This is a genomic window from Amycolatopsis sp. NPDC088138, from assembly GCF_044741685.1.
In the GTDB taxonomy this organism is placed as follows: domain Bacteria; phylum Actinomycetota; class Actinomycetes; order Mycobacteriales; family Pseudonocardiaceae; genus Amycolatopsis.
The window spans coordinates 870,563-896,662 of record NZ_JBIUTB010000003.1; the positions used below are offsets into that span (position 1 = coordinate 870,563).

Annotated in this window: 27 protein-coding genes and 1 tRNA gene; 13 read left to right on the forward strand and 15 right to left on the reverse strand. The window is 70.0% G+C overall.

All coding sequences use genetic code 11. The features are described from left to right. The 4 genes from ACIOD2_RS19275 to lanKC all read right to left on the reverse strand — a co-directional run. The coding region (locus tag ACIOD2_RS19275) for an ATP-binding cassette domain-containing protein (protein ID WP_400539599.1) at positions 1-1,924 on the reverse strand (1,924 nt) is incomplete at its 3' end. After that, positions 1,921-3,588: an ABC transporter ATP-binding protein gene (locus ACIOD2_RS19280; RefSeq protein WP_400539602.1), complete on the reverse strand. Its 1,668-nt coding sequence runs from the start codon at positions 3,586-3,588 to the stop codon at positions 1,921-1,923. The genes ACIOD2_RS19280 and ACIOD2_RS19275, both read right to left, overlap by 4 nt. Before the next feature lie 128 nt (positions 3,589-3,716). Beyond that, complete coding sequence (locus tag ACIOD2_RS19285) at positions 3,717-3,869, reverse strand: SapB/AmfS family lanthipeptide (RefSeq protein WP_400539604.1); 153 nt, start codon at positions 3,867-3,869, stop codon at positions 3,717-3,719. A gap of 38 nt (positions 3,870-3,907) precedes the next feature. Further along, complete coding sequence (gene lanKC, locus ACIOD2_RS19290; RefSeq protein ID WP_400539607.1) at positions 3,908-6,472, reverse strand: class III lanthionine synthetase LanKC; 2,565 nt, start codon at positions 6,470-6,472, stop codon at positions 3,908-3,910. Between the two features lie 444 nt (positions 6,473-6,916). Here lanKC and ACIOD2_RS19295 point away from each other — a divergent pair, with 444 nt between their 5' ends. Beyond that, complete coding sequence (locus ACIOD2_RS19295) at positions 6,917-7,282, forward strand: hypothetical protein (RefSeq protein WP_323329136.1); 366 nt, start codon at positions 6,917-6,919, stop codon at positions 7,280-7,282. 22 nt (positions 7,283-7,304) lie between these two features. Then, complete coding sequence (locus tag ACIOD2_RS19300) at positions 7,305-7,676, forward strand: hypothetical protein (RefSeq protein ID WP_323329724.1); 372 nt, start codon at positions 7,305-7,307, stop codon at positions 7,674-7,676. Here the strand turns inward: ACIOD2_RS19300 and ACIOD2_RS19305 are convergent. Beyond that, positions 7,666-9,522 carry an ArnT family glycosyltransferase gene (locus ACIOD2_RS19305; protein WP_400539611.1) on the reverse strand — a complete coding sequence of 619 codons (1,857 nt, stop codon included), beginning with the start codon at positions 9,520-9,522 and terminating at the stop codon, positions 7,666-7,668. The two genes, ACIOD2_RS19300 and ACIOD2_RS19305, sit on opposite strands and share 11 nt — an antisense overlap. Positions 9,523-9,782: 260 nt before the next feature. Here ACIOD2_RS19305 and ACIOD2_RS19310 point away from each other — a divergent pair, with 260 nt between their 5' ends. Further along, complete coding sequence (locus tag ACIOD2_RS19310) at positions 9,783-10,487, forward strand: S1 family peptidase (protein ID WP_400539614.1); 705 nt, start codon at positions 9,783-9,785, stop codon at positions 10,485-10,487. Here the strand turns inward: ACIOD2_RS19310 and ACIOD2_RS19315 are convergent. Then, a complete protein-coding gene (locus tag ACIOD2_RS19315; RefSeq protein ID WP_400539617.1) occupies positions 10,484-10,963 on the reverse strand; it encodes a SixA phosphatase family protein in 480 nt (159 codons plus the stop codon). The two genes, ACIOD2_RS19310 and ACIOD2_RS19315, sit on opposite strands and share 4 nt — an antisense overlap. A 364-nt stretch (positions 10,964-11,327) precedes the next feature. Between ACIOD2_RS19315 and ACIOD2_RS19320 the strand changes: the two genes are divergently transcribed. The 3 genes from ACIOD2_RS19320 to ACIOD2_RS19330 are packed head-to-tail and all read left to right on the forward strand — an operon-like array spanning position 11,328 to position 13,288. Continuing rightward, entirely contained in the window at positions 11,328-11,672 is a 345-nt protein-coding gene (locus tag ACIOD2_RS19320) for a WXG100 family type VII secretion target (protein WP_400539620.1), read from the forward strand. Beyond that, a complete protein-coding gene (locus ACIOD2_RS19325; RefSeq protein ID WP_400539623.1) occupies positions 11,665-12,831 on the forward strand; it encodes a putative T7SS-secreted protein in 1,167 nt (388 codons plus the stop codon). The genes ACIOD2_RS19320 and ACIOD2_RS19325 overlap by 8 nt, the downstream gene beginning before the upstream one ends. Before the next feature lie 31 nt (positions 12,832-12,862). After that, entirely contained in the window at positions 12,863-13,288 is a 426-nt protein-coding gene (locus tag ACIOD2_RS19330) for a contact-dependent growth inhibition system immunity protein (RefSeq protein WP_400539626.1), read from the forward strand. Between the two features lie 144 nt (positions 13,289-13,432). On the opposite strand, the gene ACIOD2_RS19335 is transcribed toward ACIOD2_RS19330, so the two are convergent. From ACIOD2_RS19335 to ACIOD2_RS19345, 3 genes are all read right to left on the reverse strand, one after another. Then, positions 13,433-13,558 (reverse strand): hypothetical protein, encoded by a 126-nt coding sequence (locus ACIOD2_RS19335; protein WP_400540411.1) that lies wholly within the window; start codon positions 13,556-13,558, stop codon positions 13,433-13,435. Further along, positions 13,558-13,761, reverse strand: a complete 204-nt coding sequence (locus ACIOD2_RS19340) for a hypothetical protein (protein WP_400539629.1) — start codon at positions 13,759-13,761, stop codon at positions 13,558-13,560. The genes ACIOD2_RS19335 and ACIOD2_RS19340 overlap by 1 nt, the downstream gene beginning before the upstream one ends. Positions 13,762-14,113: 352 nt before the next feature. Further along, positions 14,114-14,186, reverse strand: a tRNA-Lys gene (locus ACIOD2_RS19345). 109 nt (positions 14,187-14,295) lie between these two features. Between ACIOD2_RS19345 and ACIOD2_RS19350 the strand changes: the two genes are divergently transcribed. Further along, complete coding sequence (locus ACIOD2_RS19350; protein WP_400539632.1) at positions 14,296-14,841, forward strand: AAA family ATPase; 546 nt, start codon at positions 14,296-14,298, stop codon at positions 14,839-14,841. An 18-nt stretch (positions 14,842-14,859) separates the two neighbouring features. Here the strand turns inward: ACIOD2_RS19350 and ACIOD2_RS19355 are convergent, their stop codons facing one another. Then, positions 14,860-15,708, reverse strand: a complete 849-nt coding sequence (locus tag ACIOD2_RS19355; RefSeq protein WP_400539635.1) for a hypothetical protein — start codon at positions 15,706-15,708, stop codon at positions 14,860-14,862. 209 nt (positions 15,709-15,917) lie between these two features. On the opposite strand from ACIOD2_RS19355, the gene ACIOD2_RS19360 reads away from it, so the two are divergent. After that, positions 15,918-16,451 (forward strand): DinB family protein, encoded by a 534-nt coding sequence (locus tag ACIOD2_RS19360; protein WP_400539638.1) that lies wholly within the window; start codon positions 15,918-15,920, stop codon positions 16,449-16,451. A 10-nt stretch (positions 16,452-16,461) separates the two neighbouring features. Here ACIOD2_RS19360 and ACIOD2_RS19365 read toward each other — a convergent pair whose 3' ends face one another. Continuing rightward, entirely contained in the window at positions 16,462-17,094 is a 633-nt protein-coding gene (locus ACIOD2_RS19365) for a TMEM175 family protein (RefSeq protein WP_400539641.1), read from the reverse strand. Between the two features lie 162 nt (positions 17,095-17,256). On the opposite strand from ACIOD2_RS19365, the gene ACIOD2_RS19370 reads away from it, so the two are divergent. Together ACIOD2_RS19370 and ACIOD2_RS19375 are read left to right on the forward strand one after the other, a co-directional pair. Beyond that, a complete protein-coding gene (locus ACIOD2_RS19370) occupies positions 17,257-18,804 on the forward strand; it encodes a lyase family protein (RefSeq protein ID WP_400539644.1) in 1,548 nt (515 codons plus the stop codon). A gap of 107 nt (positions 18,805-18,911) precedes the next feature. Beyond that, positions 18,912-19,895: an SCO0930 family lipoprotein gene (locus ACIOD2_RS19375; RefSeq protein ID WP_400539647.1), complete on the forward strand. Its 984-nt coding sequence runs from the start codon at positions 18,912-18,914 to the stop codon at positions 19,893-19,895. Positions 19,896-19,913: 18 nt separating this feature from the next. Here ACIOD2_RS19375 and ACIOD2_RS19380 read toward each other — a convergent pair whose 3' ends face one another. From ACIOD2_RS19380 to ACIOD2_RS19390, 3 genes are all read right to left on the reverse strand, one after another. Continuing rightward, the gene (locus ACIOD2_RS19380; RefSeq protein ID WP_400539650.1) at positions 19,914-20,624 is read right to left on the reverse strand and encodes a DUF4383 domain-containing protein; all 711 of its coding nucleotides are present in this window, start codon (positions 20,622-20,624) and stop codon (positions 19,914-19,916) included. A gap of 169 nt (positions 20,625-20,793) precedes the next feature. Then, positions 20,794-22,002, reverse strand: coding sequence for an alpha/beta hydrolase-fold protein (locus tag ACIOD2_RS19385; RefSeq protein ID WP_400539652.1), 1,209 nt, complete (start codon positions 22,000-22,002; stop codon positions 20,794-20,796). Between the two features lie 147 nt (positions 22,003-22,149). Continuing rightward, positions 22,150-23,112, reverse strand: coding sequence for an alpha/beta hydrolase (locus ACIOD2_RS19390; protein ID WP_400539655.1), 963 nt, complete (start codon positions 23,110-23,112; stop codon positions 22,150-22,152). A gap of 156 nt (positions 23,113-23,268) precedes the next feature. Here ACIOD2_RS19390 and ACIOD2_RS19395 point away from each other — a divergent pair, with 156 nt between their 5' ends. The 3 genes from ACIOD2_RS19395 (at position 23,269) to ACIOD2_RS19405 (ending at position 25,107) form a co-directional block, all read left to right on the forward strand. After that, a complete protein-coding gene (locus ACIOD2_RS19395; protein ID WP_400539658.1) occupies positions 23,269-23,718 on the forward strand; it encodes a MarR family winged helix-turn-helix transcriptional regulator in 450 nt (149 codons plus the stop codon). Continuing rightward, positions 23,715-24,557 (forward strand): SAM-dependent methyltransferase, encoded by an 843-nt coding sequence (locus ACIOD2_RS19400; protein WP_400539660.1) that lies wholly within the window; start codon positions 23,715-23,717, stop codon positions 24,555-24,557. Before ACIOD2_RS19395 ends, ACIOD2_RS19400 begins: the two co-directional genes overlap by 4 nt. Before the next feature lie 85 nt (positions 24,558-24,642). Then, on the forward strand, positions 24,643-25,107 hold the full coding sequence (locus ACIOD2_RS19405) for a hypothetical protein (RefSeq protein WP_400539663.1): 465 nt from the start codon (positions 24,643-24,645) through the stop codon (positions 25,105-25,107). On the opposite strand, the gene ACIOD2_RS19410 is transcribed toward ACIOD2_RS19405, so the two are convergent. Next, positions 25,104-26,033: a patatin family protein gene (locus tag ACIOD2_RS19410; RefSeq protein ID WP_400539666.1), complete on the reverse strand. Its 930-nt coding sequence runs from the start codon at positions 26,031-26,033 to the stop codon at positions 25,104-25,106. The two genes, ACIOD2_RS19405 and ACIOD2_RS19410, sit on opposite strands and share 4 nt — an antisense overlap. Between the last annotated feature and the right edge of the window lie 67 nt (positions 26,034-26,100).

Here is a 26,100-nt window from a genome sequence, read left to right on the forward strand (position 1 = left end):
TGAAGCCGGCTGCGGCGGCATCCGCGGCACCACCGGCGAAGCCACCCGCGTCGCCACCGGTGCCAACTGCTGTACCGACCACGCCGGCCGAACCACCGGCACCTGCAGCCGCAGAGTCCGTACCGATTGCCCCGGCAGTCGCGGCGGTCCCTGCGACTGCAGTTGTCCCGCCAACCCCGGCCGTCACCGCCGGCCGGGCGTCATCAGTGGCTGCTCCCCCAGCCACCGGCGCCGCCCAGGCCTGCATCAGTTCCGCGTAGCGGTGCGACCTCACCAGCAGGTCGGCGTGACGGCCCACCGCGGTCTCGCGGCCGTCCATGACCAGGACACGGTCCGCGCGCAGCGCGGACGACAGCCGGTGCGCGATCACCACCAGCACACCACCCCGCGCGGCGAAGGCCCGCTCCGCGCGGGCTTCCGACACCGGGTCGAGATGGGAGGTGGCTTCATCGAGGATCACGAACCGCGCCGAACCGGCGTACACCCTGGCCAGCGCGAGCAACTGCGCTTCGCCCGCGGAGACGCCTTCGCCACCGTGGCCGATCTCGGCGTCGAGACCGCCCAGCCGATGCAGCAGTGCGCCCGCGCCCACTGCCGCGGCGGCGGCGGTGAGCGCGTCGTCCGAGGCTGAAGGGGCGAACAGGGCGACGTTGTCGCGGACCGTTCCCGCGAAGACGTACGCCTCCTGCGGGATCAGCGCGACAAGCTCGTGGCGCAGCGCGGCGGGCACGTCCCGGACCGGGACACCGCCGAGCAGCACCCGGCCTTCCTGCGGCGTGAGCATGCCGGTCAGCAAGCCGGCCAGTGTCGACTTGCCGATTCCGCTCGGGCCGACCACGGCGAGGTGCTCCCCCCGGCGAAGCCCCAGGTCCAGACGACGGACCACGGGTTCGGCCGTCGCGCCCCAGCCGAACGTCAGGGCGCAGACCCGGACGTCGGTGCCGCACGGGGTCGCCGTGCCGTCCTGCTTGTCGGGCAGCTCGGCCGTCTCCGACAGACGGCGGAGCGCGACCAGCAGGCGCAGCACCACGGTGCCGGCCGTGGCTGCGAGGCCGCGCAACGCGGGTTGCATCGTCGTGGCCAGGTAGACCAGCGCGCCCAGCGCCGCGCCCGCGGTCAGCGCACCACTGGCCACCAAGCCTGGGGCGAGCGACAGGGCGAGCAGCAGCGGCACGAACCCGCCGAGCGAGATCACCAGCGACCGGAGGGCACTCGACCGCGCGACCCGCACGGCGGCCGCGGCCTGGGCGTCGACGGCGTCGTACACCGCCAGCGCGGCGATCGGCTCGGCGCCGCAGGCCACGACGTCGCGCATCCCGGCCAGGGACGCGCCGGCCGTCGCGGCCGTGTGCTCGTCGGCCAGGGCCAGCGCGCGCTGGCGGCGCGCCAGCGAAGGAAGGAGACAACCGAACACGACCAGGGAGGCGACCACCGGCACCGCGACCGGGAGCACCAGCGCGCCGGCGACAGTCATCAACCCGGCCAGGGCCGAGGCCGTCGTCACCAGCATGGCGCGGGCCTGCACCAGCAACCCGGCCGTCGCGTCGCGAACGACCTCGACGTGCTGGGTGATCCGGGCGACCCCGCTCGAGTCGGGCTGGTTGCGCGGCGGGGACTCGTCGTGCAGGACGCCACGCACGACGGCCGTCACGAGCGCGTCGCGCAGCGGTTCGACGACCTTGCCGAGCTGGTGCCAGACCATCCGCGAGCCGAACGCGCCCAGGACCGCGGCCAGGCCGAACAGCGCCAGCCAGCCGAGCCCGGTGCCCGGGTCGCCGACGGCGAAACCACGGTCCACGGACAGCTCGACCAGCCGTCCCGAAAAGAAAGCAGGGAGCCCTTCGAGCACCGAACACACGAGCAGCACGACGCCACCACGCCACTGCCCGGTGAGCGCGGACCAGTACAACCGGCGCAGGCTCACTCGTCGTCCTCCGTGAAGACGCCGCGGTACCCCGGCTCCTGCCAGAGGGACGCGTGCGGGGCGACCGCGCGGATCCGGCCCTCCTCCAGCCAGACCACGAGGTCGGCGCGGGCGGCGGTGCCGGCCCGGTGGGTCACGACGACGCGTGTCCGGCCGGGCAGCGCGGCGGCCAGGTCGCGCTCGACCGCGGCCTCGGTGACCGTGTCGAGGCTGGCCGTCGCGTCGTCGAAGATCAGCACGCGCGGGTGGTGCACGATGGCGCGGGCCAGCCCGAGGCGCTGGGCTTCGCCGCCTGACAACGGCGTTTCGGCCAGCGGGGTGCGGTAGCCGTCGGGCAGGCGGACGACGACTTCGTCGACCTGCGCGGTCCGGCAGGCGCCGCGGATCGCGGACTCGCCGGCCCACGTGCCGTAACCGACGGCGTCGGCGACCGTCGCGCCGAGCAGCGCGGGGCGTTCGAACGCGTAGCCGACCACCGCGCGCAGCTCCTCGCGGCGGATCCGGGAAAGGGGACGTCCGTCGAGCAGGACGTTCCCCTCGTCGGGCGTGACCAGCCCGCCGAGCACCCCGGCGAGCACGGACTTCCCGGCGCCCGAACGGCCGACGATCGCGACGCACGTCCCGCCGCGGATGGTCAGGTCGACTTCGGCCAGGGCGCCCGTGACGCCAACCCGGCGCAGGTCCAGCCGGCCGGCGCCGGGCCGCAGCGGGAGCTTGCCGGGCGTGGGTACGGGCTCGTCGAGGACCTCGACGAGCCGTTCGGCGCAGCCGCGCGCCCGCGACAGCATGGTGAGCAGCGGGATCTGGGTGACGAGACCGAGGGCGAGCGCGACGTAGCCGAGCACCGCGACGACGTCGCCGACGCTGAGCCGGCCGGCGAGCACGCCGAAGCCGGCCGTGGCCAGCACGGCCAGCTCGACCGCCGGGGTGAGCAGGCCCGCGCGCCAGACCATGCGGGCCTGCGTGCGCCAGATGCCCATGCCGGCGAGGGTCAGCTTCGGCAGCGGGCGCAGCACTCGTTCGGCTTCGCGGTCGGCGGTGCCGGACGCGGCGATCGTGCGGAGGCCGGCGACGGCGTCGACCATCCGGGCCGCCAGCTCACCGGAAACCTGTTGGTAGGCAAGGACATCGTCGGTCGTGTGCTTCAGGTGGCTGCGGGCGAGCAGCAGTCCGAACGGGATGCTGCCGAGGAACACGAGCGCGAGCCGCCAGTCCAGCAACGCCAGCAGCACCACGGCGCCGGACGAGATGACCAGCATCGAACCGCACTGGACGACGATCGTGACGATGCCACCCGCGCCGACACAGTCGCCGGTGAGCCGGCTGATCGCGTCGCCCTCGGCGATCTTCGAGCGGGTGCCGAGTGTGAAGAGCTTGTCCGAGAGCGTGCGGCGCAGCCACGCGGACGCGGTCGCGGTCACGCGGGTGGTCAGGATGCCGCCGACGACGTCGGCGGCGATCTCCGCGCCGCCGACGATCAGCAGCCAGGAGACCTCGGGACCGCTGGGGCGGCCCGCGACCACGGCGTCCACCGCGGCCGCGAGCGCACTGGGCAGGAGCAGCCCGGCCGCGGTGGCGACCAGGGCCGTGACGACGATGGCGGCGAGTCTCGGTCGATCGAGGCCGGCCACCCGGGCCAGCAGCCGATCGGCGGAGCCGCGCATCTCACTCCTTCGGACGAGGTACCGCGAAGGCGGTTCCGGGGCCAGAATGAACGTGCGGGAGCGGCGCACTTGGCCTGTGCCGCTCCCGCACTGTTCACCTAGGCACTACTTGCGTGCGATCTGCCAGGTCAGTGGCAGGTCAGCAGCGAGAGCGTGCTGTTGGTGCAGGAGGCCAGCAGGCTCAGGTTCGACGGCGCGCCGCCGCCGCCACCGTGACCGCCACCGTTGCCGGCGAGCGCGTCCGGGGTCTCCAGGGCCTGCAGCTCCAGAACGAGTTCCATGGAACATCCTTTCGGTTGTACTTCGATTCCGCCGGTCCTCAGCGACCGGAGGTGTGGGGGGACGGCGTGCCGCCCAGGAAGGGCAGCACCTCCTTGCCGTCCAGGAGAGCGGCGAGCGCGAGGAGGATCCCCGCGCCGCCGGTGGTGACGTCCATCGACAACCGCAGCAGCTGGTTGCCGGGGAAGGCGAGCCCGCCGCGGAACGGCACCGCGTACCAGGCCAGCCGGGCCAGGTGCAGGTCGATCGCGTCGCGGACGCGCTGTTCGGGTGCCGCACCCATGCCGAGCGCGACCGCGAGCCCCAGCCGGCCGTAGAGCAGGCCGGGGTGGATCACGAACTCGCCGCGGCACGACTGGCGCAGCTCGGGCAGGCTCTCGCAGGCGGCGGCTTCGGGCTGGTGCCGCGCCAGCTGCTCGGCGACCACGAGGATCCCCGCGCTGCCGATGCCGGCGTACGGGAGCGTCCGCGTGGCGCCGTCTCGGACCTGCAGTGACGCGTCGTCGGCGAGCACGCATTCTTCGAGGTCCCGGCTGAGCGCCTGGTCGGCGAACGCCAGCCACGCGGGCTCACCGGTGCGCTCGAACAGCCGGATGAACAGCAGCGCCGGGCCGGACCAGCCGGACAGCAGGCCCGCGCGGGCGAACTTCCCGGGTGGCGCGGCGGTTTCGAGCGCCTCGGCCAGCCGGACCGCGGTGGTCAGCGCCTGCCTGCCGAACTCGTTGTCCTGCCGAGCCGCGGCGAAGTGCAGCTGCGTCAGGCCGATACCAGCGAGCCCGCCTTCGAGCGCGTGGTCGGTGGTCTGCTCGACCAGCCGCGCGGACGATGCCAGCAGCCGGCTCGCCTCGTCGTGGTGCCCGAGGTTCTCCAGCACGTAGGCGATGCCGTAACTGCCGTCGTAGAAACCGGGCCGGGTCGGCGGGTCACGGCGGACCGAGTCGATCAGCCAGCGCTCGTGCTCGGGGAACCGCCCGACGCCGGTGACGTCGAGGGCGTGCAGCACGCCCGCGGCACCGACGCCGAAGCAGGCGCCGCCGACCCGGAACTGCTCGATGTCGCCGGGGAACAGCCGGTCCTGACGCTCCGGTGTCGCGCTCGCGAGGATCGCCTCGGCGATCTGCTTGCGGACCAGCGGCCAGTCCGGTTTCTCCTGGTCGAGCTCGGTGTGGACCGGTGCCGGCTCCGTGGACTTCGCACGCGGAGCCAGCACCGAGACTGCGGCGTCGGCGTACCCCTCGGGCAGGCCGAAGCGGCGTTCGACGAAGTCGGCGATGCCGCGCAGCTTCGCCGGCGCCAGCTCCAGCAGCGCGGACAGCGGCAGGAAGATCCACAGCCGCAGCGCCGCCAGGGCGTGCTCGTCGATCTCGAAACCGACCCGGTCGGCCGGCGCGCGGAAGCCCGGGGCGCCGAGCGCGGGCCGCTCGCCGGACTCGACGTCCGCGGCCATCTCGAAGTCGATCAGCGAAACCCGGCTCTCGTCGTCTTCGTCGATCAGGATGTTCAGCGCGTGGAGGTCACCGAAGACGAAGCCGCGGGCGTGGATCGCCTCGATCGTCTCCTCGACCTTCGCCAGCACGGCCAGCGCTCGTTCGGCGTATGCGGTGAGGTCGGCTTCGGTGGTGTCGCGCCTGGTCAGCGGGTAGTTGCGGGCCAGCCAGTTGCCGAGCGACGTGCCGGGCATGTACTCCATGGCGAGGTAGTGGTGTTCCCAGACGGTGAAGGTCTCGATGGCGCGGGGCACCCCGGGGACGCCGGTCAGCCGGTCGAGCACGCTGTGTTCACGGCGCAACCGCTCGACGGCGTCGATCTGTGCCCGGTCCAGGCCGGCGTGCGGCCGCGCCTCCTTGAGGACGACCTGGTCACCGCCCGCTTTCGGGTCGGCGAGGTAGACGCCGCCGCCGTTGGAGAAGTGCAGCGAGCTCGTCACCCGGTAGGGGAACTGAGCCGGGTCGCCGGCCTTACGCGCAGCGATACTGCTCTGCAAACAGGGCGGGATCTTCACCCAGTCGGGCACGGAGAACGTCGGTTCCCGTTTGTCGGGAACGAGCCTGCCGTCCGGCTTGCGGATCGCCAGGACGCGGTTGCCGTCGTGTTCGACCCACTGCTCGGCGAATCCGCCGTAGCGCACATACAGGGGACCGTCCCCATAACGCAAGTCGCTCAGGATATAGGCCCCGTGCTCGCCTTCGAGGCGCACCGACAGATCGTCCAGGACGCGCTTCAGCTCGTCTTCATTCGCCGGATAAATCGTGATCAGTTTCCCACTGCCGTCACGGGGGGCGTATTTCGAGTTCCGGGCGAGCAGGATCAGCGCCGAGCGCAGGTGCTTGTAGGCGACGCGGTACTCGAGACAGTACTCGTGCACCTGCACGAGCACCCGGCGAGCGTTGTCCAGACCGGCGGAGACGTGGATTTTCCAGCCCTGACCGGGTAATTCGCGGCCTTCGGGGTGCAGCACGCGCCACACGCCACGCTGGGCGGTGACCCAGCCGGCGTCCGGCGCCGGCAGCGCCGTCGCGAACTCGCCGACCGACGCACCGATTTCCTGTTGTTCGTCGTAGAACAACGGATCGGCGAAGCAAAATGCTTCGTAGCGCAGGTCCATCGAGATAACCCCTCTGTGCGTTCCCCGGTGCAGCGCGGCCCGGGACGAGGAATATTCCCCCATGCCGGACGGGTCCACGCCAATCCGCCAACCCGGGGGTTCAACTGGGCTATCCGAGGTAGGCAAAAGAGGCACTTACCAGGCGGTAGCCGAACCCAGCGTGATTTCCACGCGGCAACCAACCACCCTGTCGGGGTGTAACACGAAGGTTTTTACGCCATTCCTGCAGGTCCGAACAAGACCCCGCCGGAATAAACCACCGAATTGGCAGAATGCCATCAAGGGCACCTCGTGATCAATTTTCCCGATAGTGCGAGGTCAGGTTGGCCGTCCGGTCCACTGTGGATCACCTCGCGTGGCCCCCGCCACGCCCGCCCCACACGGCCGACGGGCCGTCCGGTACCCCGGGGTAAGTTGACGCCGGCGGACCGGAAGGAGGAACGGGTGATCTTCGGATTCGCCGTGACGGTCGCCGTGGCTGCCACGCTCGTCGCGCTCTGGAGCTTCGTCCAGGCGGCCCGCAACCGGGAACCGGACAACCCGCTCCTGATCGCGCTCGCGGTCATCGAGGTGCTGCTGGTCGTCCAGCTGGTGATCGGGATCGTGCTGCTCGCCGGCGGCGAGCGCCCCGGCAGCCTGGCGACGTTCCTCGCCTACCTGATCGGCTGCCTGGTCGTGCTGCCCGCCGGCGCCGCCTGGGCGCTGGCCGAGCGGAGCCGGTCGAGCACGGTCGTGCTCGGCATCGCCTGCCTGGCCATCCCCGTGATGGTGCTGCGACTGAACGAGGTGTGGAGTGGAGCAACAGCGTAGGACGGCCACCGGCCCCGGACGGGTGCTCGTCGCCGTGTACGCGATCTTCGCGCTGGCCGCGACGTCGCGGGCCGGCGTCCAGATCAGCACGAAGTTCCACGAAGCGCCGCTCGCGTACATCCTCTCGGCGTTCGCCGCGGTCGTGTACATCGTCGCGACGATCGCGCTGGCCCGCCGCGGCGACGGCTGGTGGCGCGTGGCCCTGACGGCCTGCTCGATCGAGCTGCTGGGTGTGCTGACCATCGGCACGCTGAGCATCGTCGACGCGGCCGCGTTCCGGCACCCGACCGTCTGGTCGGTCTACGGCGAGGGCTACCTCTTCATCCCGCTGGTCCTGCCGGTCATCGGCCTGTACTGGCTGCGCAAGACCGCCCCGGCGCGCGTCACCGCCTGACCGCGCAGTCGAGGAGCACCCCGGCCGTGGCGGCGTCCGGCCCGATCCGGGCCGGCGGCACCGGACGGCACTGCTTCGCCTCCCAGCCGATCCGCCGGCTCAGCTCGGCCGCGTCTCCGGCGACGTCGGCACCACGTCCCGTCCCGCCGCTGCGGCCGATCTCGAGGTACACCTGCGGAAGCAGCACGTACCGCAGCTTCCCGGCCGCCACCCAGCCCGGCAAGTCCGCGGCGGCGGGCACCGGATCGAAGCCGAGGTAACCGCCGAGCGGCGCCACGTGCGCGTCCGTGTTCAGCAGGAAAGGGTCAGCGCCGTACGTCCCGCCCTCGACGGCGAGCGTGCTCCCCTTCGCGTACGCGAGCACTTCGCGCTGTCCGGGACTCAGCTCGTACGCGCTGTTCATGAAGCGGATGTACGCGGCTTCGCCACCTTCGCCCGTCTTGGCACCGACGACGCTGCTCATCGCCGACGTCGACGGCGGCCCGGCGCTCGGGTCGGCGGACTCCAGCACACTGACCGGTCGCACCGCGGTCTCGACGACGTAGGCCAGCGGACCGGCGAGGATCGTGGCCAGGCCCGTCACGATCGGCACCACCCGGGACCGCAGCAGGGCCGCGACGACCGTGAGCAGCGCCAGCGCGACGACGGTGTACCGCAGCCACGGCAGCCATTCGGGCGTCCGGTCCAGGATGACGAACGCGAGCGCGGCGGTCGCCAGTACCGCGGCGGGCAACACGAACCAGGCGCTGCGCCACCGCCACGCCGTGACCAGGCCGGCCGCCGAAAGCGCGGCGATCGCCGGCGCGAGCTCGGCGGTGTAGTAACCGTGGAAGATGCCGCCGGTGAACGAGAACACCGCGGCGCCGACGACCAGCCAGCCGCCCCACAGCGCCCAGCCCGCCTTGGTCTCGGGCGCGGCACCGCGGGCCCGGCACGCGGCGACGACCAGCGACCCGAGCGCGAGCGGCAGCAGCCACGCGATCTGCCCGCCGACCTCGGCGTCGAACAGCCGCAGCGGCCCCGGACCGCCGCCGAGGGCCGCGCCGACCGTGGCGCCGTACCCACCGCCGACGCCGGTCGCGCCGCCGACCAGCCGCGTCACGCCGTTGTAGCCGAAGGCCAGCTGCCACACCGAGCCGTCCGTGGTGCTCCCGACGAACGGCTTCGCGCCCGGCCACAGGCTCACGACGACCGGCCAGGACAGCGACACGACCAGCGTCACCACGCCGGCCAGGGCGAGCCTGGGAAGCCGGCGTTCCCGCGCGCCGAAGAAGTATGCCAGCGCGAGCCCTGGCAGCACGATCCACGCGGCGAGCATCTTCGTCAGGAAGCCGAGGCCGACGAACACGCCGGCCCACACCAGCCAGCGCGTCCCGCTCCCTTCGACCGCTCGCGTGACGCAGTACGCGGCGAGCAGCAGGAGGAGCACGAGCAGCGTGTCGGGCACGTTGTCCCGGTTGATCGCCGCGGTGATCGGCGTCAGCGCGAACAGCGCCGCGGCGAGCAACGCCGTCCCCGGGCCGGCCCAGCGGCGGACGACCCGGTGCAGCACGAACACCGCGGCGACGCCCTCGACGGCCTGGACCAGGGCGATCGCCCAGGGGTGGAAGCCGAACACGGTCACGCCGAGCGTCTGCGTCCAGAACGCGAGCGGCGGTTTGTCGACCGAGACGAACCCGGCCGGGTCGAAGCCCGCGAAGAAGAACGCCTCGACGTCCCGGGACATCGAATGCACAGCAGCGGCGTAGTAGGGCTGCAGCGTCCGGCTGCCCAGCGCCCAGCACCAGAGCGTCGCGGCGACGACCAGCACGGCCCCCAACGCGACGCGTTCACTCCTTGCCGTCATGACTCCCCCTCCGGATCCCCGTGTGAAGGACGCTAGGGCGGCGCGACGCCGGAGTCCTCAAGCCCGGGATTGATCCGGGATCTCCACCCATGGGTTGAGCACGGGAACAGTAGGTAGCCCACCTCCCGGCAATAAATGAGGGTTCGCCGGACGACTTTCGTCGGTTCCGGAAATTCGCCTAGTAAACGGACAATCCTCACGTTCGGTCCCCACCGGCTTTTTCCGTGCGGCTGTCCCCGTCGCACCCATAAGGAGTGAGCGTGAAAGTACGCTTCGGCAAATTCGTCCTGCTGGCCGCGAGTACGGCGTTGGCGGTGGTCGGCCTCGCCGGCCCCGCGACGGCCGAGACGTCGATCATCGGCGGCAGCAACGCCTCGAGCGGTCCCTGGGCGGCGCGGCTGTTCGTGAACGGCCAGCAGAACTGCACCGCGACGATCATCGCGCCGCAGTACATCCTGACCGCGAAGCACTGCGTCAGCAGCCCCGGCACGTACACGTTCCGGATCGGCAGCCTGGACCAGACCAGCGGCGGCACGACGGCAACCGGTTCCACGATCACCCGCTACAACGGCCCCGCCGACCTGGCGATCGTCCGGCTGACGACGTCGGTGAGCGCGACGTACTCGCCGCTGGGCAGCGTCGGCGACGTCGCGGTCGGCCAGAACGTCTCGGTCTACGGCTGGGGCGCGACCAGCCGGTGCGGCTCCGAGATCAACTGCCAGTCGCGGTACCTGAAGGTCGCGACGGTCCGGGTGAACTCGATCGGCTGCAGCGACTACACGGGCGGCGTCGCGGTGTGCGCGAACCGCGTCAACGGCATCACGGCAGGCGGCGACTCGGGCGGCCCGATGTTCGCCTCGGGCCGCCAGGTCGGCGTCGCGTCGACGAGCGACCGGTCGAACAACACGGCGTACACGAACATCACGCGTTACCGCAGCTGGATTTCCAGCGTCGCCGGCGTTTAGAAATCCCGAGGACGGAAGAAAGCGGTCAGCTGGGCCCGGTCGAGCCGGGCCCAGCTTCCCGTCATTTCGAATACCGCGACGGCACCGGTCGGGAACGCGTCGATCGCCGTTCTTCCGGCAAGCTGGAAGGTCACCTCACTGACACTGGGCTCATGCCCGACGAGCGCAAGCCTCGTGACGTCGTCCGGCGTCCGACGCGCGATGTCCAGGTAGTCACCACCGTAGAGTTCCCCGTCGTACTCGACCGGCGGCTGCTCTTCGAACTCCCCGGAGACGAGCTGCCAGGTCTCCCGCGCCCGGCGGGCGGTGGAGCAGCGCACGCGCTCGGGCAGGTAGCCGTTTTCCCTCAGCCAGCGACCGGCCTTGGGAGCGTCTTTGAGTCCTCGCGGCCCGAGGGGACGTTCGTGATCGTCGACGCCGTCGGGCCAGGCGGATTTGGCGTGCCGGAGAACGAGGAGCATCCGGGTCTGGTCCACGTCACCACCCCCGCTGCCTCGAAGTCAGCTGAGCAGGCCAGTCGGCCGTCCATCGGTTCCGGTCCACGCGCGAAGCCTCCCACGCAACCGTGCCTACTGGCGACGGGACAGCCGCCGAGCAGGGAGTTCGAGTGGGCCGCCTGGGGCTCGAACCCGGAGCCTACGGATAAAGCCTGCTCCCGACGCCGCGGCAATCAGCTCGCGATCGCATTGCCAGCGGCTTCTACCAGCAATTTTAGGCCTGCAGAGTTCACCGTAACGTGAGCTTTCAGCAACTCTGGGCTCCGTTCGTCCAGCTGTGCTCACGACGAGCCCGCCGCTTGTCATCGGCGATCGATTCCTCCACACTCGGTGAGCACTGAACGTGTTCGAGGGGTTGGTTTCAGTAGTGGACGGTCCTGGGTTCCACGTCGACGTCGGCAAAGTCGAGGAAGCCGCGAACGGCATCAAGCGAAGCGTGACCGACCAGTCAAGCTTCGAACTGCGCGACCTGTGTGGCGACACCGGCCTGTACGGCCACGACGGCATCCACAACTCGCTGATGAACTTTTGTGTCCGCTGGAGTGACGGACTCGACGTCTTGACCGACGACGCCGACGCAATCGGCGACGTCCTCACTAAGGCAGCCGCCGCGTACCGAGCTACGGACTCCGCCGCTGCCGGCTCGCTCACCACCGACCCGGGCCAGGGGCCAGTGGACGATGGCTGAACTCGGAGACACCACCGACCCAACAGCCCTCGTCCCAGGCAAGCCCGAGGCGATCGAGGAGAACGCCCGCGTACTCAACGCCCGCGGCAACCTCGCCGGTCAAGCCGCCGACGGGCTCAAAGCCATCGACACCGGAGCCTGGGAAGGTCCCGCCGCCCGCGCGTTCCACGACAAGTTCAGCTACGAACCGAACAAGTGGTTCGATGCCGCCGACGCCCTGCACCGGGGCGGGTCACTGCTGACCGACTACGCGCGCACGCTCCGCTGGGCCCAGACCCAAGCTGGCGAAGCCGTCGCCCAATGGAACAACGCTCAAGCCGCCACCCAACAGGCCAAAACCCGGCATGACGCCAGCGCAGCCGAAGCGCAGGCCAACAACCAGCCTCCACCACCGTTCACCGATCCCGGTGAAGCCGGGCGGCAAGCCGCCCGCGAGACTCTGAACCGCGCCCGGGCACAGCTGACCGAGGCTGGAAACTCCATCGCCGGCATGCTCGACACCGAAGCGGACGTAGCACCACAAGAGTCCAGCTGGCTCGACGACGCCGGCAACTTCCTCGCCGACCTCGGCACCCACGCCGCGAACAGCCTCGCCTCGTTCGGCAACGCCATGCTCAACCACCCCGTCGACACCGCTGCCGCGGTCGGCGGGATGGCGCTGACCGCGATCAGCTCGGCAGGCGAAGGCGCGGGCATCGCACTCGACGCCACCGGCGTCGGCGCCATCGCCGGCGTGCCCCTCAACGTCGTATCCGCAGCCGGCATCGCCGTCGGCGGAACGATGACCGTCGGCGCCGTCGGCGACCTCGCCCGTCACGCCGCTACCGACGACCACGTCGAACCCGTCAAGCCGCGTTCCAACCCGACCAAGCCCACCAAGACGGACCGGCTCAAGGAACACCTGACCGACAAGGACCTCGACGGAGCCCGCCGCGAACTGAACGGCGAAGTCGTCGCCCGCAAGGGTGACGGCACACCTTGGGACCACGTCACAGAAGTCAGAGAGGCTCAAAACGGCCTCTCGAACCAGATCAACCGGCTGAAACGCCAGCTCAGCGACTCGCGACTGTCGCCTGAAGATCGCCCTGCCGTCGAGGCCGAGCTATCCGAGGCAAGCCGGCTGCTCGACTACAGTGAGCAGTGGGTACCACGCGGATAGCAAGAAGCACCAACAGTTGACACGAGGAGCCATGGGGACCAGTCCTGACGTCGACGAATCGCTGACCCTCGAGCAGATCGAAGACCGCCGCTGGGGCAACCCACCAGCCGACGCGACCCGGCTGATCAAGACCGTCTACGAACTCCGGCACAAACCGGTCGGCGACATGGACACCGAAGACCTCCGCGTCCTGCTGCTCCAGCAAGAGAGCCTCGACGTGCTGGTCCCCATCGCGCTGACCCACCTCGAGCAGAACCCACTCGCCGAAGGCGACTTCTACCCCGGCGACCTGCTCACAGCCGCGCTGAAGACCCCGCAGACGTACTGGCAGCAGCACCCCGATCAACGCCGCCACGCTTCAACCGTGATCGCAGCAGTCGAGGCCCTCGGCAACCTCGATGACCACGACGCACCACACGACACCATTTGGCAACAGATCAACACGTTCCGCGGCTGACAACAGCCTGAACTACTTTGAATTGATGGTGATCGACGAGGCACCGATCGGTGTTCGCGAAGTACGGCACAGTCTTTGACTGGTTCGACAGCCTGCTGCTCGGCCTGATCGTCACACCCAAGAACGACGTCAACCGGAGTGAGGTCAAAGCGCGGCATGGGCGAACACCAATGCCGAGATGCCTTCCTCGACGACAACCGCCCGGCCGCCGTCCTCGGCTTCGTCCCTGGCCTGGTCAGACTTGCGCTTGCGGCGCATCAAGGCGCGCATCACCGGTCTAGCTCCCGCAACTGGAATTCGATCCGCGCTCGGCAGGGCAGCTGTTCGCAGTCGGGAAATACCCGATCGAAGGGTTCGACATAGGGCGAGGGCCGCCGCCGGTCCTTGACCTTGTCGAGGTTGGCAACGGCGACGTCGTCCAGGTCAGGCGGCGCCGTTGTTTCTTGCACTCCGTGGCGAACGTGGAGAGACATCGTCTCTGCTGCGGGATTAATAGATCTTGAGAAGGACGCTGCACAGAAAGGCCACAGCGCAAACGTGGACTTCGGCGAGCCATACAAGAGGCTGCTTAACCTCCGCCCGGCCGAACGCGACGCTCGCCAGGCTTGCTGACCAAGGTAGCCATGGAACTCGGCCGCCACGCACCTGAAGGCCAACCCGGCCCGTCACAGCCCACCTCTGACTTTCCGAGCCGGTGACCCGCGACACAGCCGCCGGGCACTCGGATGCGGTACCTCAGTCGTCCAGATAACCCATCAGCGCCCAACCCGGGGACAACCCGGGGAGCCGATCTTGACTGGTCGTCCGCTGACCAGGGAGTTTGAGTGGGCCGCCTGGGGCTCGAACCCAGAACCTACGGATTAAAAGTCCGCAGCTCTACCAATTGAGCTAACGGCCCGTGTGCTCAGCTTAGCCGGGACCCGGCCGGCGGCCGTCCGCGGGTGGATCAGCCCGCTGTGAAGGTCAAGACTGGTCTTGCCCCGGCCGGCCTGCCCATGATGACGTCCATGCCTGACGAAACCGGTTCGCTGCTGATCCTCACCGGGCCGCCCGGGGCTGGGAAGTCCACCGTCGCCCGGTCGGTCGCCGAAGGGGCGGCGCGGCCGACCGTTCACCTGCACACCGACAGCTTCTACGTCTGGATCCGGACCGGCTTCGTGCCGCCGTACCTGCCCGCGGCCGCTCAGCAGAACGAGGTCGTGCTGGGGGTGCTCGCGGAAGCCGCGTGCGGGTACGCCCGCGGGGGTTACGACGTGGTGCTCGACGGCATCGTCGGGCCCTGGGCGCTGCAGCCGTTCCGCGACGCCGCGAAGCGGGACGGCCTGGACCTGTTCTACGTCGTACTGCGGCCGAGTCTCGAGGTGACGCTCGCCCGCGGGACCGCTCGCGAAGGCCGGGAACTCACCGAGATCGAGCCCATCAAGGGGATGCACGGGGCGTTCGCCGCCTTGGGTGAGCTCGAGCAGTACGTGCTCGACACCTCGGAGCAGAGCGCCGAAGAGACCGCGTCCGCCGTGCGGCTTCGGGGCCGCACGGCGGACTTCGCGCTCTGACGCTCCCTTATGGACGGATCAGCACGTCACGTAAAGACCTGTGTACGCCGTGCACTTCTTCGACGCCGCGTCGTTCGCGGCGTTCGGGTCGGCCGGGGTGCTCGCCGCGCGCTGGGCGGTGGTCGTGAACGCGCCCCAGGCGAGGATGCCGCCCTCGGACGTGAACTTCGCCGTCGCCGAAGCGCCCGCGGCCAGGGTGCCGACCGTGCAGCTCAGCGTCGCGCCGGACTTGGTGCAGCCGGTCGTCGAGGTGACCGTGCGGTTCGAACCCGGGTTGACCGTCACGCGGACGCCGGTCGCCGAGGCCGGGCCGGTGTTCGACACCGTGACCACGTAGTCGACCCGGGCGAACACGCCGATGCGCGGGGTGGCCGCCAGCGCGACCTTGACGTCGGCCTTCTGCGCCGCCGTGATCGTGACGGCCGGGCCGTCCTCGACACCGAACGCGTAGTTGTCGCCCGCGAACTGGTGCTGCAGCGTGTACTGGCCGCCGATGGCGTCTTCCTTGACGCGGAAGGTGAACGTCACCGTCGCGCTGTCGCCGGGGGCAAGGTCGCCGACCCCGCCGCGGAAGCTGCTCAGGTACTGCGCGCACGGCACGATCGAGCCGGTGCACGACACGAGGTCGACCAGGTCGACGATCGGCGATTCCTTGGCGTAGACCGCGGCCTTCGCTCCGGTGATCGTGAAGTCCGTCGGGTTGTAGAGCTGCTCGGTGACCGTGAACGTGTCGCCGGCGCCGAGGGTGGTGTCGCTGACGTCGAGGTCGCTGGCGGGCGGGGCCGCGGACGCGACAGCGGGCGCCGCCATGAGGACCGCGGCGGTGAGGGCGGCCAGAACGGCGGCTCTTCGACCGGTTCGCTTCATAGTTCGTTCTCCTGTTTCCGAACCGAGGGTGCCGCTCCGACCGGTGGGGACTGGTGCTGCGCAGCAGGTGACGAAGATCAGATCGCCGCTCCCGAAGATTCGTTACCGGGTCCGCCAAACCGTGTCTGAACTGGGGTTATCGCCCGTTGCCCGGTCACCGGGCGGCGCCGCGAACCGAAATTGTCGTACCCCTGTGACACGCTCCGCGCATGACCGAACACATCGTCTACGGGCCGCGGCTCAGCGGTGAGCGCGCCGAGCTGACCCAGGTCGCGAGCGAGCTGCAGGCGCTGACCGAGACCGTCGACTACTACCGGCGCACGTTCGAGCTGAAGTGCGCCGGCCTGACGCCTGCGCAGCTTTCGGAGCGCTCGGTATCACCGTCGTCGCTGTCACTGCACGGGCTGCTGCGGCACCTCACCGGCGTCGAACGGTGGTGGTTCCGGATCCAGTTCGCGGGCGAGGACGTCCCGAACCTCTACACGTCCGACGACGACCCGGACTTCGAGTTCACGGTGCTGGACGGGGAAGTCGAGGAGGCGTTTGCCTTGTGGCACGCCGAATGCGAGCGGTCACGGGCGATCGTCGCGGCGAGCACGCTGGATTCGACCGGCACCCGGATCAGCACCGGCACGCCGTTCACCCTGCGCTGGCTCATGTTGCGGATGATCGGCGAGTACGCGCGCCACTGTGGACAAGCCGACCTGATCCGCGAACGGGTCGACGGCGTGACGGGCGAGTGAATCAGTCCTTTCAGTCCTTGCGGAACCGAAGGAGGAGACCGGAGACGAGCGGAATGACGATCCAGCAGGCGTAAGCCCAGCTCGTGAAGAACGCGACCGGGATCGACACGGCGAAGGCGGCGATCATCACGCCGGACCCGCGGTAAGTCTTGCCGAAGAGCTCCGGCGGGGTGTCCGCGCGGTACAGGTGGTGGCGCTGGATCTGCCAGACCATCAGGGCGAACACGCTCATCGCGACGACCTGCACGATGGCGTAGAAGACGAAGCGGAATTCGAACGAGCCTTCTTCGCCGAGCACCTTCGTGGCGAAGGGCATGATCACCTGCATCAGCAGCCAGACGAAGCTGAGCCTGATCAGGCCGCCGGTCACCCTGGTGACGTGCTCGAAGAGACGGTGGTGCGCGCGCCAGTGCCCGCCGATGACGGCGAAACTGATGAGGAAGGAGATGTATTCGGATCTGTGATCGCCGAGTGAGTGCAGCAGCTCGGTGGCGGAGGGCCCCTCCGGCACCGACAGCTCGAGGGCGAGCAGGGTGATGGCGATGGCCACGACGGCGTCCGAGAAGAAGACGAGCCGCTCGGCGGCGAACAACCGTTCCTCGGATGCGGCGGCGGTGTCTTCGCCGGGCGTGGCGTCAGTCATGGTCGGAAAGGGTGCCAGACGCGATCGGGTGACCGAAGCCGAGGTCGCCTGGCGTGGCTCAGCAGGCTTGGTTCAGCAGGCGCCGGCTGAGCGGCCGCGGTCAGACTCTGGCGGGTGACTGCTCAGCCGTGGCCGAGGCCAGGTGCGTGCGATGCTGAGGCCATGACCGTCGACCCTGATTCCGGGCTGTTGTCCCCGGTGCGGGCCGGGACCCCGGCCGAGTCTTCGACCGGTGATGAGGCCTGGTTGCGCGCCATGCTCGACGCCGAAGCTGCGCTCGCGAGAGCGCAGGCCCGGCTCGGCACGGTGCCTTCGGCCGCGGCGGACGCGATCACCGAGGCCGCGGGTAGCGCGCGGATCGATGTCGTCGAGCTGGCGCGGGGGTCACGGGCGACCGCGAACCCGGTTGTCGGGCTGGTCAAGGCGCTGACGTCGGCCGTCGGCGCGATCGCGCCCGAGGCTGCCGAGTACGTGCATCGCGGCTCGACCAGCCAGGACATCTTCGACACCGCGATGATGCTGGTCGCCGTCCGGACGCTGCGGCCGCTCGTCGACGACCTCGACGCCACCGCCGAAGCGTTGGCCGAGCTGGCGCGCGAGCACCGGGACACGGTCATGGCCGGCCGGACGCTCACGGCGCACGCCGTGCCGACGACGTTCGGGCTCAAGGCCGCGGGCTGGCGGCAGCTGGTCCTGGACGCGGCCGTGCGGGTCCGCCGGGTGCTGGACGGCGGCCTGCCGGTCTCCCTGGGCGGTGCGGCCGGAACGCTGGCGGCGTACATCGAGTACGCGCGCCTCGCCGACGCTGGGCCGGGTGAGACTGCGCGTGCGGACGCTGGGCCCAAGGTTGAGAGCGCCGGGCCGGTCGACATTGGGGCTGCGGGCGCCGGGCCTGCGGAGGGCGGAGCAACAAGCGCCGGGCCTGCGGGGGCCGGGCCGGTCGACGCCGGGTATGCGGAGCGGTTGACCGCTGCCTTTGCCGAGGAGACCGGGCTGGCCGCGCCGGTGCTGCCGTGGCACTCGCTGCGGACGCCGGTCGTGGACCTCGTCGGCGCGCTCGCGTTCGCTGCTGGTGCGCTTGGCAAGCTGGCGGTCGACGTCGTCACGCTCACGCGGACCGAGCTGGGTGAGGTCACCGAGCCGGCCGCTGAGGGACGGGGTGGGTCGTCGGCGATGCCGCACAAGCGCAACCCCGTGCTGGCGACGCTGGTGCGCTCGGCCGCGCTGCAGGTGCCCGTGCTGGCCGCGGGGGTCACGCAGTCGATGCTGACCGAGGACGAGCGGTCGGCCGGGGTCTGGCACGCCGAGTGGCAGCTCGTCCGGGAATGTCTGCGGCTGACCGGTGGGGCCGCGTACACGGCCGTCGAGCTGACGCGGGGGTTGACCGCTCATCCCGGCCGGATGCGGAACAACCTGGCCTCGACGCACGGGCTGATCGTCTCCGAGCGGCTGTCGGCCGTCCTCTCGCCGCTGCTCGGCAAGGCGAAGGCCAAGGAGCTGCTCGGGGAGGCGTCCCGGCGGGCGGTGCACGAAGACCGTCCGCTGCGCGACGTGCTCGACGAGGTTTCCGCGGTCACCGACGTATTGACCCCGGCTGCGCTCGACGCTCTGCTGGACCCTGCCGGGTACACCGGCGCGGCGCGCACGCTGGTCGATCGCGCTCTCGGTGACGGCACCGCGGCCGGCGGAGAGCGCCCCGACCTGGGCTGAAGGGTCCGCGAAAATTCTTTGAACCGCCTTCGCCGAGTGTCCGTGTAGTGGGTATCAGGCAGCCGCACCGAGCGGCGGAAATCCCTACGGACACAAGGAGAACTTCCATGCTTCGCACGCGCATCGCCGTCTCCGTCGCCGCTGTGGCAGCCGGGCTGGCAGTGCTCACCGCTTGCTCGGGCGCCGAAACCGCACAGCCCGTCGTCGCTCCGGCGGCGGCCGGTGGTACCGGCGGCGGCCAGCAGCTGGGCAACGCAGCCCCGGCGTCGAACGAGTCGAAACTCGTCGTCGCCGATGTCGCCAGCGTGGGCCAGGTGCTCACCGACCAGAACGGCATGACCCTCTACCGGTTCGACAAGGACACGGCCAAGCCGCCGAAGTCCAATTGCGACGGTGACTGCGCCAAGGCCTGGCCGCCGATGCTGGCCACCGGGGACGTTCAGGTCCAGGGCGTCGACAAGAGCCTCGTCGGCAAGGTGACCCGGACCGACGGGACCGAGCAGATCACCGTCGGCGGGTGGGCGCTCTACCGCTACGCCAAGGACACCAAGGCCGGCGACGCGACCGGCCAGGGCGTCAGTGGCGCCTGGTACGCCGCGAACGCCAAGGGTGGCAAGGCCGGGCAGGCCGCGACCGAAGCCGGTGTCGTCAAGCTCAGCGCCACCAAGATCGACGGCCTCGGTGACGCGATCACCGACCAGAACGGCATGACCCTCTACCTGTTCACCAAGGACACCAAGAAGGCCAAGACCTCCGCCTGCAACGGTGACTGCCAGAAGACCTGGCCGCCGGTGCTCTCGAACGGCAAGGTCGAACTGCAGGGCATCGACTCGAAGCTGCTCGGCAGCATCAAGCGCGCGGACGGCACCGAGCAGGTCACCATCGGCGGCTGGCCCGTCTACACCTTCTCGAAGGACCTGAAGCCGGGCGACGCGAACGGCATGGGCGTCAACGGCACCTGGTTCGTCATCGAGCCGGCCGGCTGCAAGCTCGGCACCAACCCCGCGACCGCCGCCACCAGCCAGGCTCCGGCCAGCAGCGGCGGTACGGGAAGCAGCAGCTCCAGCGACTCGGGTGGCTACAGCTACTGACCACCCGAACCCACTGATCTAGTGCGCGAGGCCCGGCGGACGCTCTTCACGAGCGGCCTCCGGGCCTTGCTCGTTGTGGTCGCGACGCAGGAACGGACGGCGACGCCGGGGCGCCTCGGTGTCCGCGACGGCGACGCGGTCGCGGTCGGCAACCGAGCGGTCGGCAGCGGCACCGTCGACGACCGGGACGCGCTCCGTGTGGTCGTTGTCGACGACACGATCGCGGTCGGTGCGCTGCTCGACGACGGTGGGCTCGTCGACCACCTCGTCTTCTTCAGGCACGAGAATCGTGCGGCGGGCCGGGAAAACGGCGATCAGCAGACCGAGCGCGGCGACACCGAGGTGCAGCCAGGTGTCGGCGGGGCCGAGGTCCATCGGGTTGCCGGCGGTGGCGAACGGGTTGTTCGAGATGAGGCCGTCGATCATCAGGCCCCAGACGAACAGGGCACCGTAACCGATGAACAGCAGCCAGCCGAACGTCCGGGCGCGGCCCGAACCGAACGCGAGCAGCAGGCCGACCACGCCGGTCACGACGCGGACGAGGCTGGTCAGTGGATTGCTCGAGAACCGCCACAACCCGGCGTCGTGGTGGCCGGCGAAGTTCCCGATGCCGGTCCTCGTGAATCCGATGATGCCGACGATGATGAACGCGATCCCGGCCAGTCCGGCCAGTACCTGCGCCGGCTGCAGGCCGCGAACCCGGATGCGTGCGCCTTTCGCGTGAGCCATGACTCCAGTCCTTCCCAGCATGTGGTGACGACTGTCACCGCACCCAGGTACCCCGCGACCACTGTGCGCGAAACGAGGCGAAAACCCCCAGACGTCCGATCACTGGCACCGCACCGATGACAACGATGTCGGAAATCGCCCGACCATCCACAAAGGACTGGCGAATGGCCTACTGGGCCGTGTCGGCCAGCGCGCCGTGCGCGCCCGAGCGCGGCAACGGCCACGGCTGGACGCCGCCGGTGGTCTCGACCTGTCGGACGGCCGGCGCCGGGGCCGTGCTGTGCGCGCCGATCCAGGTGAGGATGTCGGGGATCTGGGACTTGAAGGTGTTCATGTTGTGCCCGGCGTCCGGGATGCGCCACGACGAAAACCGCAGTGGCGGACGCACCGCGAGGCGGATTTGGTCGATGGCAAAGCTTTCGTAGCTCTCTTTGTCACCCGCGATGGCGAGGATGTCCACCGGCGACGGGTGCAGGCGGACGTTGAGCCGGACGTTGTTGGCGTCGTTGATGTCCTGCCGGCCGTGGAAGAGGTCCTCGGTCTCGGCGTCGACCTGCGCCTTGTCGTAACCGCTGACGCTGACCGCCTGCCCGTACCACTGCGGGTGCCGGGTCACCAGGTTCATCGCGCAGTACCCGCCGGACGACCAGCCCGCGATCGTCCAGGCGCGGCGGTCCGGGGCCGCGCCGAGCTTCTGCAGCGCCCAGTCCCGCAGGTCCGCGCTCAGGTAGGTGTCGTTCGCGGTGCCGTTGACCTCGTCGACGCACTCGGTGTCGTGGCCGACCTTCGGGACGCCCGTCGGGTCCGGCACGATCACCACGGTCGGGGCCAGCACGCGCTTGCCGATCGCCGCGTCCAGCTGCTCCGGCAGGTGGTAGCCGCCGGTGACGACCTCGGGGCCGGACGGGTAGTTCGGGATCCACTCGACCACCGGGAACCTGAGGTCCTTGAACGTGGGGTCGAAGTACTGCGGCGGCAGGTAGACGGTGACGTCGCGGGTGAGCTGGGTGCGCCGCCCGGTCACCTTCATGTGGACGACGGTGCCCTTGCCCTCACGGGCGTGCGCCACGGCCGTGTCACGCAGCTTCTCGAGGTCCTCGCCGTTCTGCGACGCCTCGGCGTCGGTGCCCTGCGCGGAGTAGACGCCGGTGCCGAGCAGCGAGCCGACCGTCGGGAAGAACCCGCCGATCATGTTGCCCCCCATGCCGACGGAGACGACCAGGAAGACGACCGCGAGCAGGATCGTCGCGCTGCGCCACAGGCGCTTGCGCTTCCAGCGGTCCCAGAACCACGGCACCGCGACGATCGCGAGCAGCGTCAGCACGACCACGATGATCATGTTGACCGGCGAGTCCAGCCGGATGCTGCTGAGATGCATGGGACGGGTCCTTCCAGGGCGGGCAAAACGCGCGCCCGATGACGGGACTCGCGTATATAGCACGTTTGACCCACCACCTGCGTTGCGGCCCTGTGAGTTCCGTCATAGGGCCGCAACGCGGGACTCGCTCAGCGCTCTCTCAGGAATTCACCTCGCGAAAGCGCGCTTCAGCACCGTGATCGCCTGCGTGATCGCGGCTTCGGCGGCGTGGGTTTCGCGCATCGAGTTCACCATCACGAAGTCGTGGATGGTGCCCTGGTACCGCACGGCCGTGACGGGCACGCCGGCCTGGCGCAGCTTCGCCGCGTACGCCTCACCCTCGTCGCGGAGGACGTCGGCCTCGCCGGTGATCACCAGGGCCGGCGGCAGGCCGGAAAGCTCTTCCAGCGACGCGCGCAGCGGGGACGCGGTGATCTCCGCGCGCTGGGCGGGGTCGGTCGTGTACTGGTCCCAGAACCACTTCATGCCCTCGCGGCCGAGGAAGTAGCCCTCGGCGAACTTCGTGTACGACTCGGTGTCGAAGTTCGCGTCGGTGACCGGGTAGAAGAGCACCTGCTGGAGGAAGGTGACGTCGCCGCGCTGCTTGGCGAGGATCGTCAGCGCCGCGGTCATGTTCCCGCCGACCGAGTCGCCCGCGACGGCGATGCGCGAGGTGTCCAGACCCTTCTCGGCGCCGTGCTCGGCGACCCACTTCGCCACGGCGTAGCTCTGCTCGATGGCAACCGGGTAGCGCGCCTCCGGCGAGCGGTCGTACTCCGGGAAGACGACGGCGGCACCGGTACCGGCGGCCAGCTCGCGCACCAGGCGCTGGTGGGTGTGGAAGTCGCCGAACACCCAGCCCGCACCGTGGACGTAGACGATCACCGGCAGCGGCCCGGAAACACCCGCGGGGCGGACGATCCGGGTCTCGACCTCGCCGGTCGGGCCACCCGGCACGTTCAGCACCTCGATCTCGGCGTCGGCCATGGCGACCTCGCCGTCCTGGACACCGTCGACGGCCTTGCGCCCTTCCTCCGGCGGCAGCTGGAACAGGTACGGCGGCTGGTCGGTGGCCTCGGCGAACGCCTGCGCGGCCGGTTCCAGAGCGAGGTTGTGCGGGTTGGCGGTCATGTCGTCCTCCTCGGGGGCGGTGAAGCTGACAGCACTGAAGGTAGCTCGCAACTTAATTGTGCACAACTTAATGACGTCCAATGAGATTAAGGGCACTTAGGTTGCATCGCCGCATCGAGGACGGGACGATGGAGAGTTACGAGAGAGGAGCACGCCATGGCATCGCTGCGGCTGGACGACCAGCTCTGCTTCGGGCTGTACTCGGCGTCGCGCGCGGTGACCGCGCTCTACCGGGTCGTCCTGGAGGACCTCGACCTGACCTACCCCCAGTACCTGGTCATGCTGGCGCTCTGGGAGCGGGACGACCGGCTCGTGAAGGACCTGGGCGCCGAGCTGAGCCTTGACTCGGGGACGTTGTCGCCGCTGCTCAAGCGGCTGCACGCGGCCGGCCTGGTCGAGCGGAACCGGCAGGCCGACGACGAGCGCGCGGTCATGGTCAGCCTCAGCGAGACCGGCAAGGCGTTGCGCGAGAAGGCCGAGCGCATCCCGGACGTCATCGGTACCGCGATGGGGCTGGACGAGGACGGCGTCGCCCGGATGCGGGCCGAGCTGGACCGCCTGACCGAGTCGGTGAACGCCTACCGAGAGGCTCGGTCCCCTGCATGATCAACCACGACGACGCGCTCAAGGCCGTCGAGAGCAGCCTCGACCGGCCGTCGGCGGCCCGGATCTACGACTACTTCATCGGCGGGAACACGAACTACGCGATCGACCGCGCGTTCGCCGAGAAGGTCCGCGCCCGGCTGCCGCTCATGGGCGACTACTGCCTGACCAGCCGCCAGTTCCTCGGCCGCGCCGTGCGCGAGTGCGTGCGCGCCGGGATCCGGCAGTTCGTCGACATCGGCTCCGGCCTGCCGACCGCGGGCAACGTCCACGAGGTCGCCGACGAGACGCGCGAAGAACTCGACACGCGGGTGCTCTACATCGACAACGAGCCGATCGCCCTCGCGCACTCGACGCTGCTGCTCGCCGACACCGCCGACCCGCAGCGCCACCACGCGATCGCCGCGGACTTCCTGCAGCCGGCCGACCTCTGGGACCGCGTGACCGCTTCGGACATCATCAACGTGCGCGAGCCGGTCGCGCTGGTGATCAACGCCGTCATGCACTTCATCAAGGACGACCAGAACCCCGACCGGCTGCTCGCCTTCTACCGCCGGAAGCTCGCCCCCGGGTCATTGCTGGTGCTGTCGCAGATGACCAACGAGAACCCGGTCAACGACGACGAGCGGCAGGCGCTGATCGACCTGCTCGAGTACTACGAGACCACGACCAACCCGGGTTTCCTGCGCACGATGGCCGAGTTCGGACGCTTCTTCGGCGGCTGGCCGATGCTGGAGCCCGGGCTCGTCTACGCGCCGGCGTGGCACCCGGACGCCCACACCGTGTTCGCCGGTTCGCCGTCCGAGTCGCGGGTGATCGGCGGCGTCGCCCGCAAGCCCTGATCCACCTGGCTTCCACCCCCGGGTTGACGTTCCGGGCCGCCGGAGCGAGCACCGTGGTGTCCACGCACCGCGGAAGGGAACGCTCGTGAACAGCTCGGTCAACATCCTCATCGGACTCGTCGTCGTGGCCTGGATCCTCTGGCGCCAGACGCAGAAGCGCCCGGTCCGCGAGGACCGCAAGCCGACCGTGCTGCTGATCCTGCTGGTGCTCGGGGTCCTCCAGCTGAGCACGTTCTTCAAGAACGCGTCGTCGTCGGGCCTGGTGATCGGCCTGCTCGTCGGCAGCCTGGTGCTGGCCGCGGGCTTCGGCGTGGTCCGCGGGTACACCGTGCGGCTCTGGCGCCAGGACGGGCAGCTGTTCCGCCAGGGCACCTGGCTCACGATCGTGCTGTGGCTGGCCGGCATCGGTGTCCACATCGGACTCGACGCGCTGATCGACAGCAGCGCGAAGGGCCTGGGCACCGCGTCGATCGTGCTCTACCTGGCCGTCACGCTGGGCACGCAGCGGCTGGTCGTCCAGTCGCGCGCGAACCACGCCGTGCACGTCTAGGACGCTTCGCGCAGGCCTTCCAGCACGTCGAGGACGGCGCTCTTGCCCAGGTCGACGGCCTTGCGCAGCACCTCGGGATCACGTTCCAGCACGGCCACGTCCGGCGAGCCCATCGGCGGCCGGACGCTGAGGATGCGCGGGTCGCTCGCGAGGATCTCCTCGTCTTCGACGTCCCGGCGGTAGGTGTCGTGCCAGGCGGCGATCGTGCCCGGCGCCTGGCGGCGCAGGAACCGCGGGACGACGACGTCCTGCACCCGCGGCGGCCGCAGCGGCAGCTCGTCGGCGCGGCGGGTGCGCAGCACCAGGACATCCGTGGCGTCCTGGGCGAGCGCGGTGCGGAACGGGATCGGCTCGGCCACCCCGGCGTCGACGAACCGGCGCCCGGCCATCGGGATCGGCGGCCCGGCCAGCACCGGCATGCAGGACGACGCGGCGAGCGACACCTTGATCGCGTCGACGTCGTCGATGAACGGGTGCAGGTCGGTGGACTCGCCGGTGTCGGCGTCGGTGGCCAGCGGGTGGAACGTCACCGGGTTGGCCAGGATCGCCGGGAAGTCCATCGGCTCCAGCACCGAATAGACCTGGTGGACGAGGTATTCGAGGTCGATCACCGCACGGCCGCGCAGGGTGTGCAGCGGGTTGATGATCCGGCGCATGACGACCGGGTTCCACCAGGTCCGCACGCCGGTCGAGGAGCGGCCGCAGAGCAGCCAGGCGCCGTTCAGCGCGCCCGCCGACGAGCCGTAGACGGCGTCGAGCACGGGGGTGACGCCCAGTTCGTCCAGCGCCAGGACCATGCCGCTGGAGTAGGTGCCGCGGCTGCTCCCGCCTTCGATGGCCAGCGCGAGGCGCCGGCCGTCCGTGCGTTCGCCCGGGACACTGCCGGTCGCCATCCGTTCGGAGATCAGTTCGAGTACCGGGTGCACTCCTCCCATCCTGGTCTTTTACGCCGATTCGTCGACCCGTTTTGCCTCACTCGGCAGGGTGAAGTGA

Bases quoted from the DNA above. Each gene is read 5' to 3' on its own strand.
- ACIOD2_RS19280 (WP_400539602.1), bottom strand. From the start codon at position 3,588: ATGCGCGGCTCCGCCGATCGGCTGCTGGCCCGGGTGGCCGGCCTCGAT.
- ACIOD2_RS19285 (WP_400539604.1), bottom strand. From the start codon at position 3,869: ATGGAACTCGTTCTGGAGCTGCAGGCCCTGGAGACCCCGGACGCGCTC.
- lanKC (WP_400539607.1), bottom strand. From the start codon at position 6,472: ATGGACCTGCGCTACGAAGCATTTTGCTTCGCCGATCCGTTGTTCTAC.
- ACIOD2_RS19305 (WP_400539611.1), bottom strand. From the start codon at position 9,522: ATGACGGCAAGGAGTGAACGCGTCGCGTTGGGGGCCGTGCTGGTCGTC.
- ACIOD2_RS19325 (WP_400539623.1), top strand. From the start codon at position 11,665: ATGGCTGAACTCGGAGACACCACCGACCCAACAGCCCTCGTCCCAGGC.
- ACIOD2_RS19330 (WP_400539626.1), top strand. From the start codon at position 12,863: ATGGGGACCAGTCCTGACGTCGACGAATCGCTGACCCTCGAGCAGATC.
- ACIOD2_RS19335 (WP_400540411.1), bottom strand. From the start codon at position 13,558: ATGCGCGCCTTGATGCGCCGCAAGCGCAAGTCTGACCAGGCCAGGGAC.
- ACIOD2_RS19340 (WP_400539629.1), bottom strand. From the start codon at position 13,761: ATGTCTCTCCACGTTCGCCACGGAGTGCAAGAAACAACGGCGCCGCCT.
- ACIOD2_RS19350 (WP_400539632.1), top strand. From the start codon at position 14,296: ATGCCTGACGAAACCGGTTCGCTGCTGATCCTCACCGGGCCGCCCGGG.
- ACIOD2_RS19355 (WP_400539635.1), bottom strand. From the start codon at position 15,708: ATGAAGCGAACCGGTCGAAGAGCCGCCGTTCTGGCCGCCCTCACCGCC.
- ACIOD2_RS19360 (WP_400539638.1), top strand. From the start codon at position 15,918: ATGACCGAACACATCGTCTACGGGCCGCGGCTCAGCGGTGAGCGCGCC.
- ACIOD2_RS19365 (WP_400539641.1), bottom strand. From the start codon at position 17,094: ATGACTGACGCCACGCCCGGCGAAGACACCGCCGCCGCATCCGAGGAA.
- ACIOD2_RS19370 (WP_400539644.1), top strand. From the start codon at position 17,257: ATGACCGTCGACCCTGATTCCGGGCTGTTGTCCCCGGTGCGGGCCGGG.
- ACIOD2_RS19375 (WP_400539647.1), top strand. From the start codon at position 18,912: ATGCTTCGCACGCGCATCGCCGTCTCCGTCGCCGCTGTGGCAGCCGGG.
- ACIOD2_RS19380 (WP_400539650.1), bottom strand. From the start codon at position 20,624: ATGGCTCACGCGAAAGGCGCACGCATCCGGGTTCGCGGCCTGCAGCCG.
- ACIOD2_RS19385 (WP_400539652.1), bottom strand. From the start codon at position 22,002: ATGCATCTCAGCAGCATCCGGCTGGACTCGCCGGTCAACATGATCATC.
- ACIOD2_RS19390 (WP_400539655.1), bottom strand. From the start codon at position 23,112: ATGACCGCCAACCCGCACAACCTCGCTCTGGAACCGGCCGCGCAGGCG.
- ACIOD2_RS19395 (WP_400539658.1), top strand. From the start codon at position 23,269: ATGGCATCGCTGCGGCTGGACGACCAGCTCTGCTTCGGGCTGTACTCG.
- ACIOD2_RS19400 (WP_400539660.1), top strand. From the start codon at position 23,715: ATGATCAACCACGACGACGCGCTCAAGGCCGTCGAGAGCAGCCTCGAC.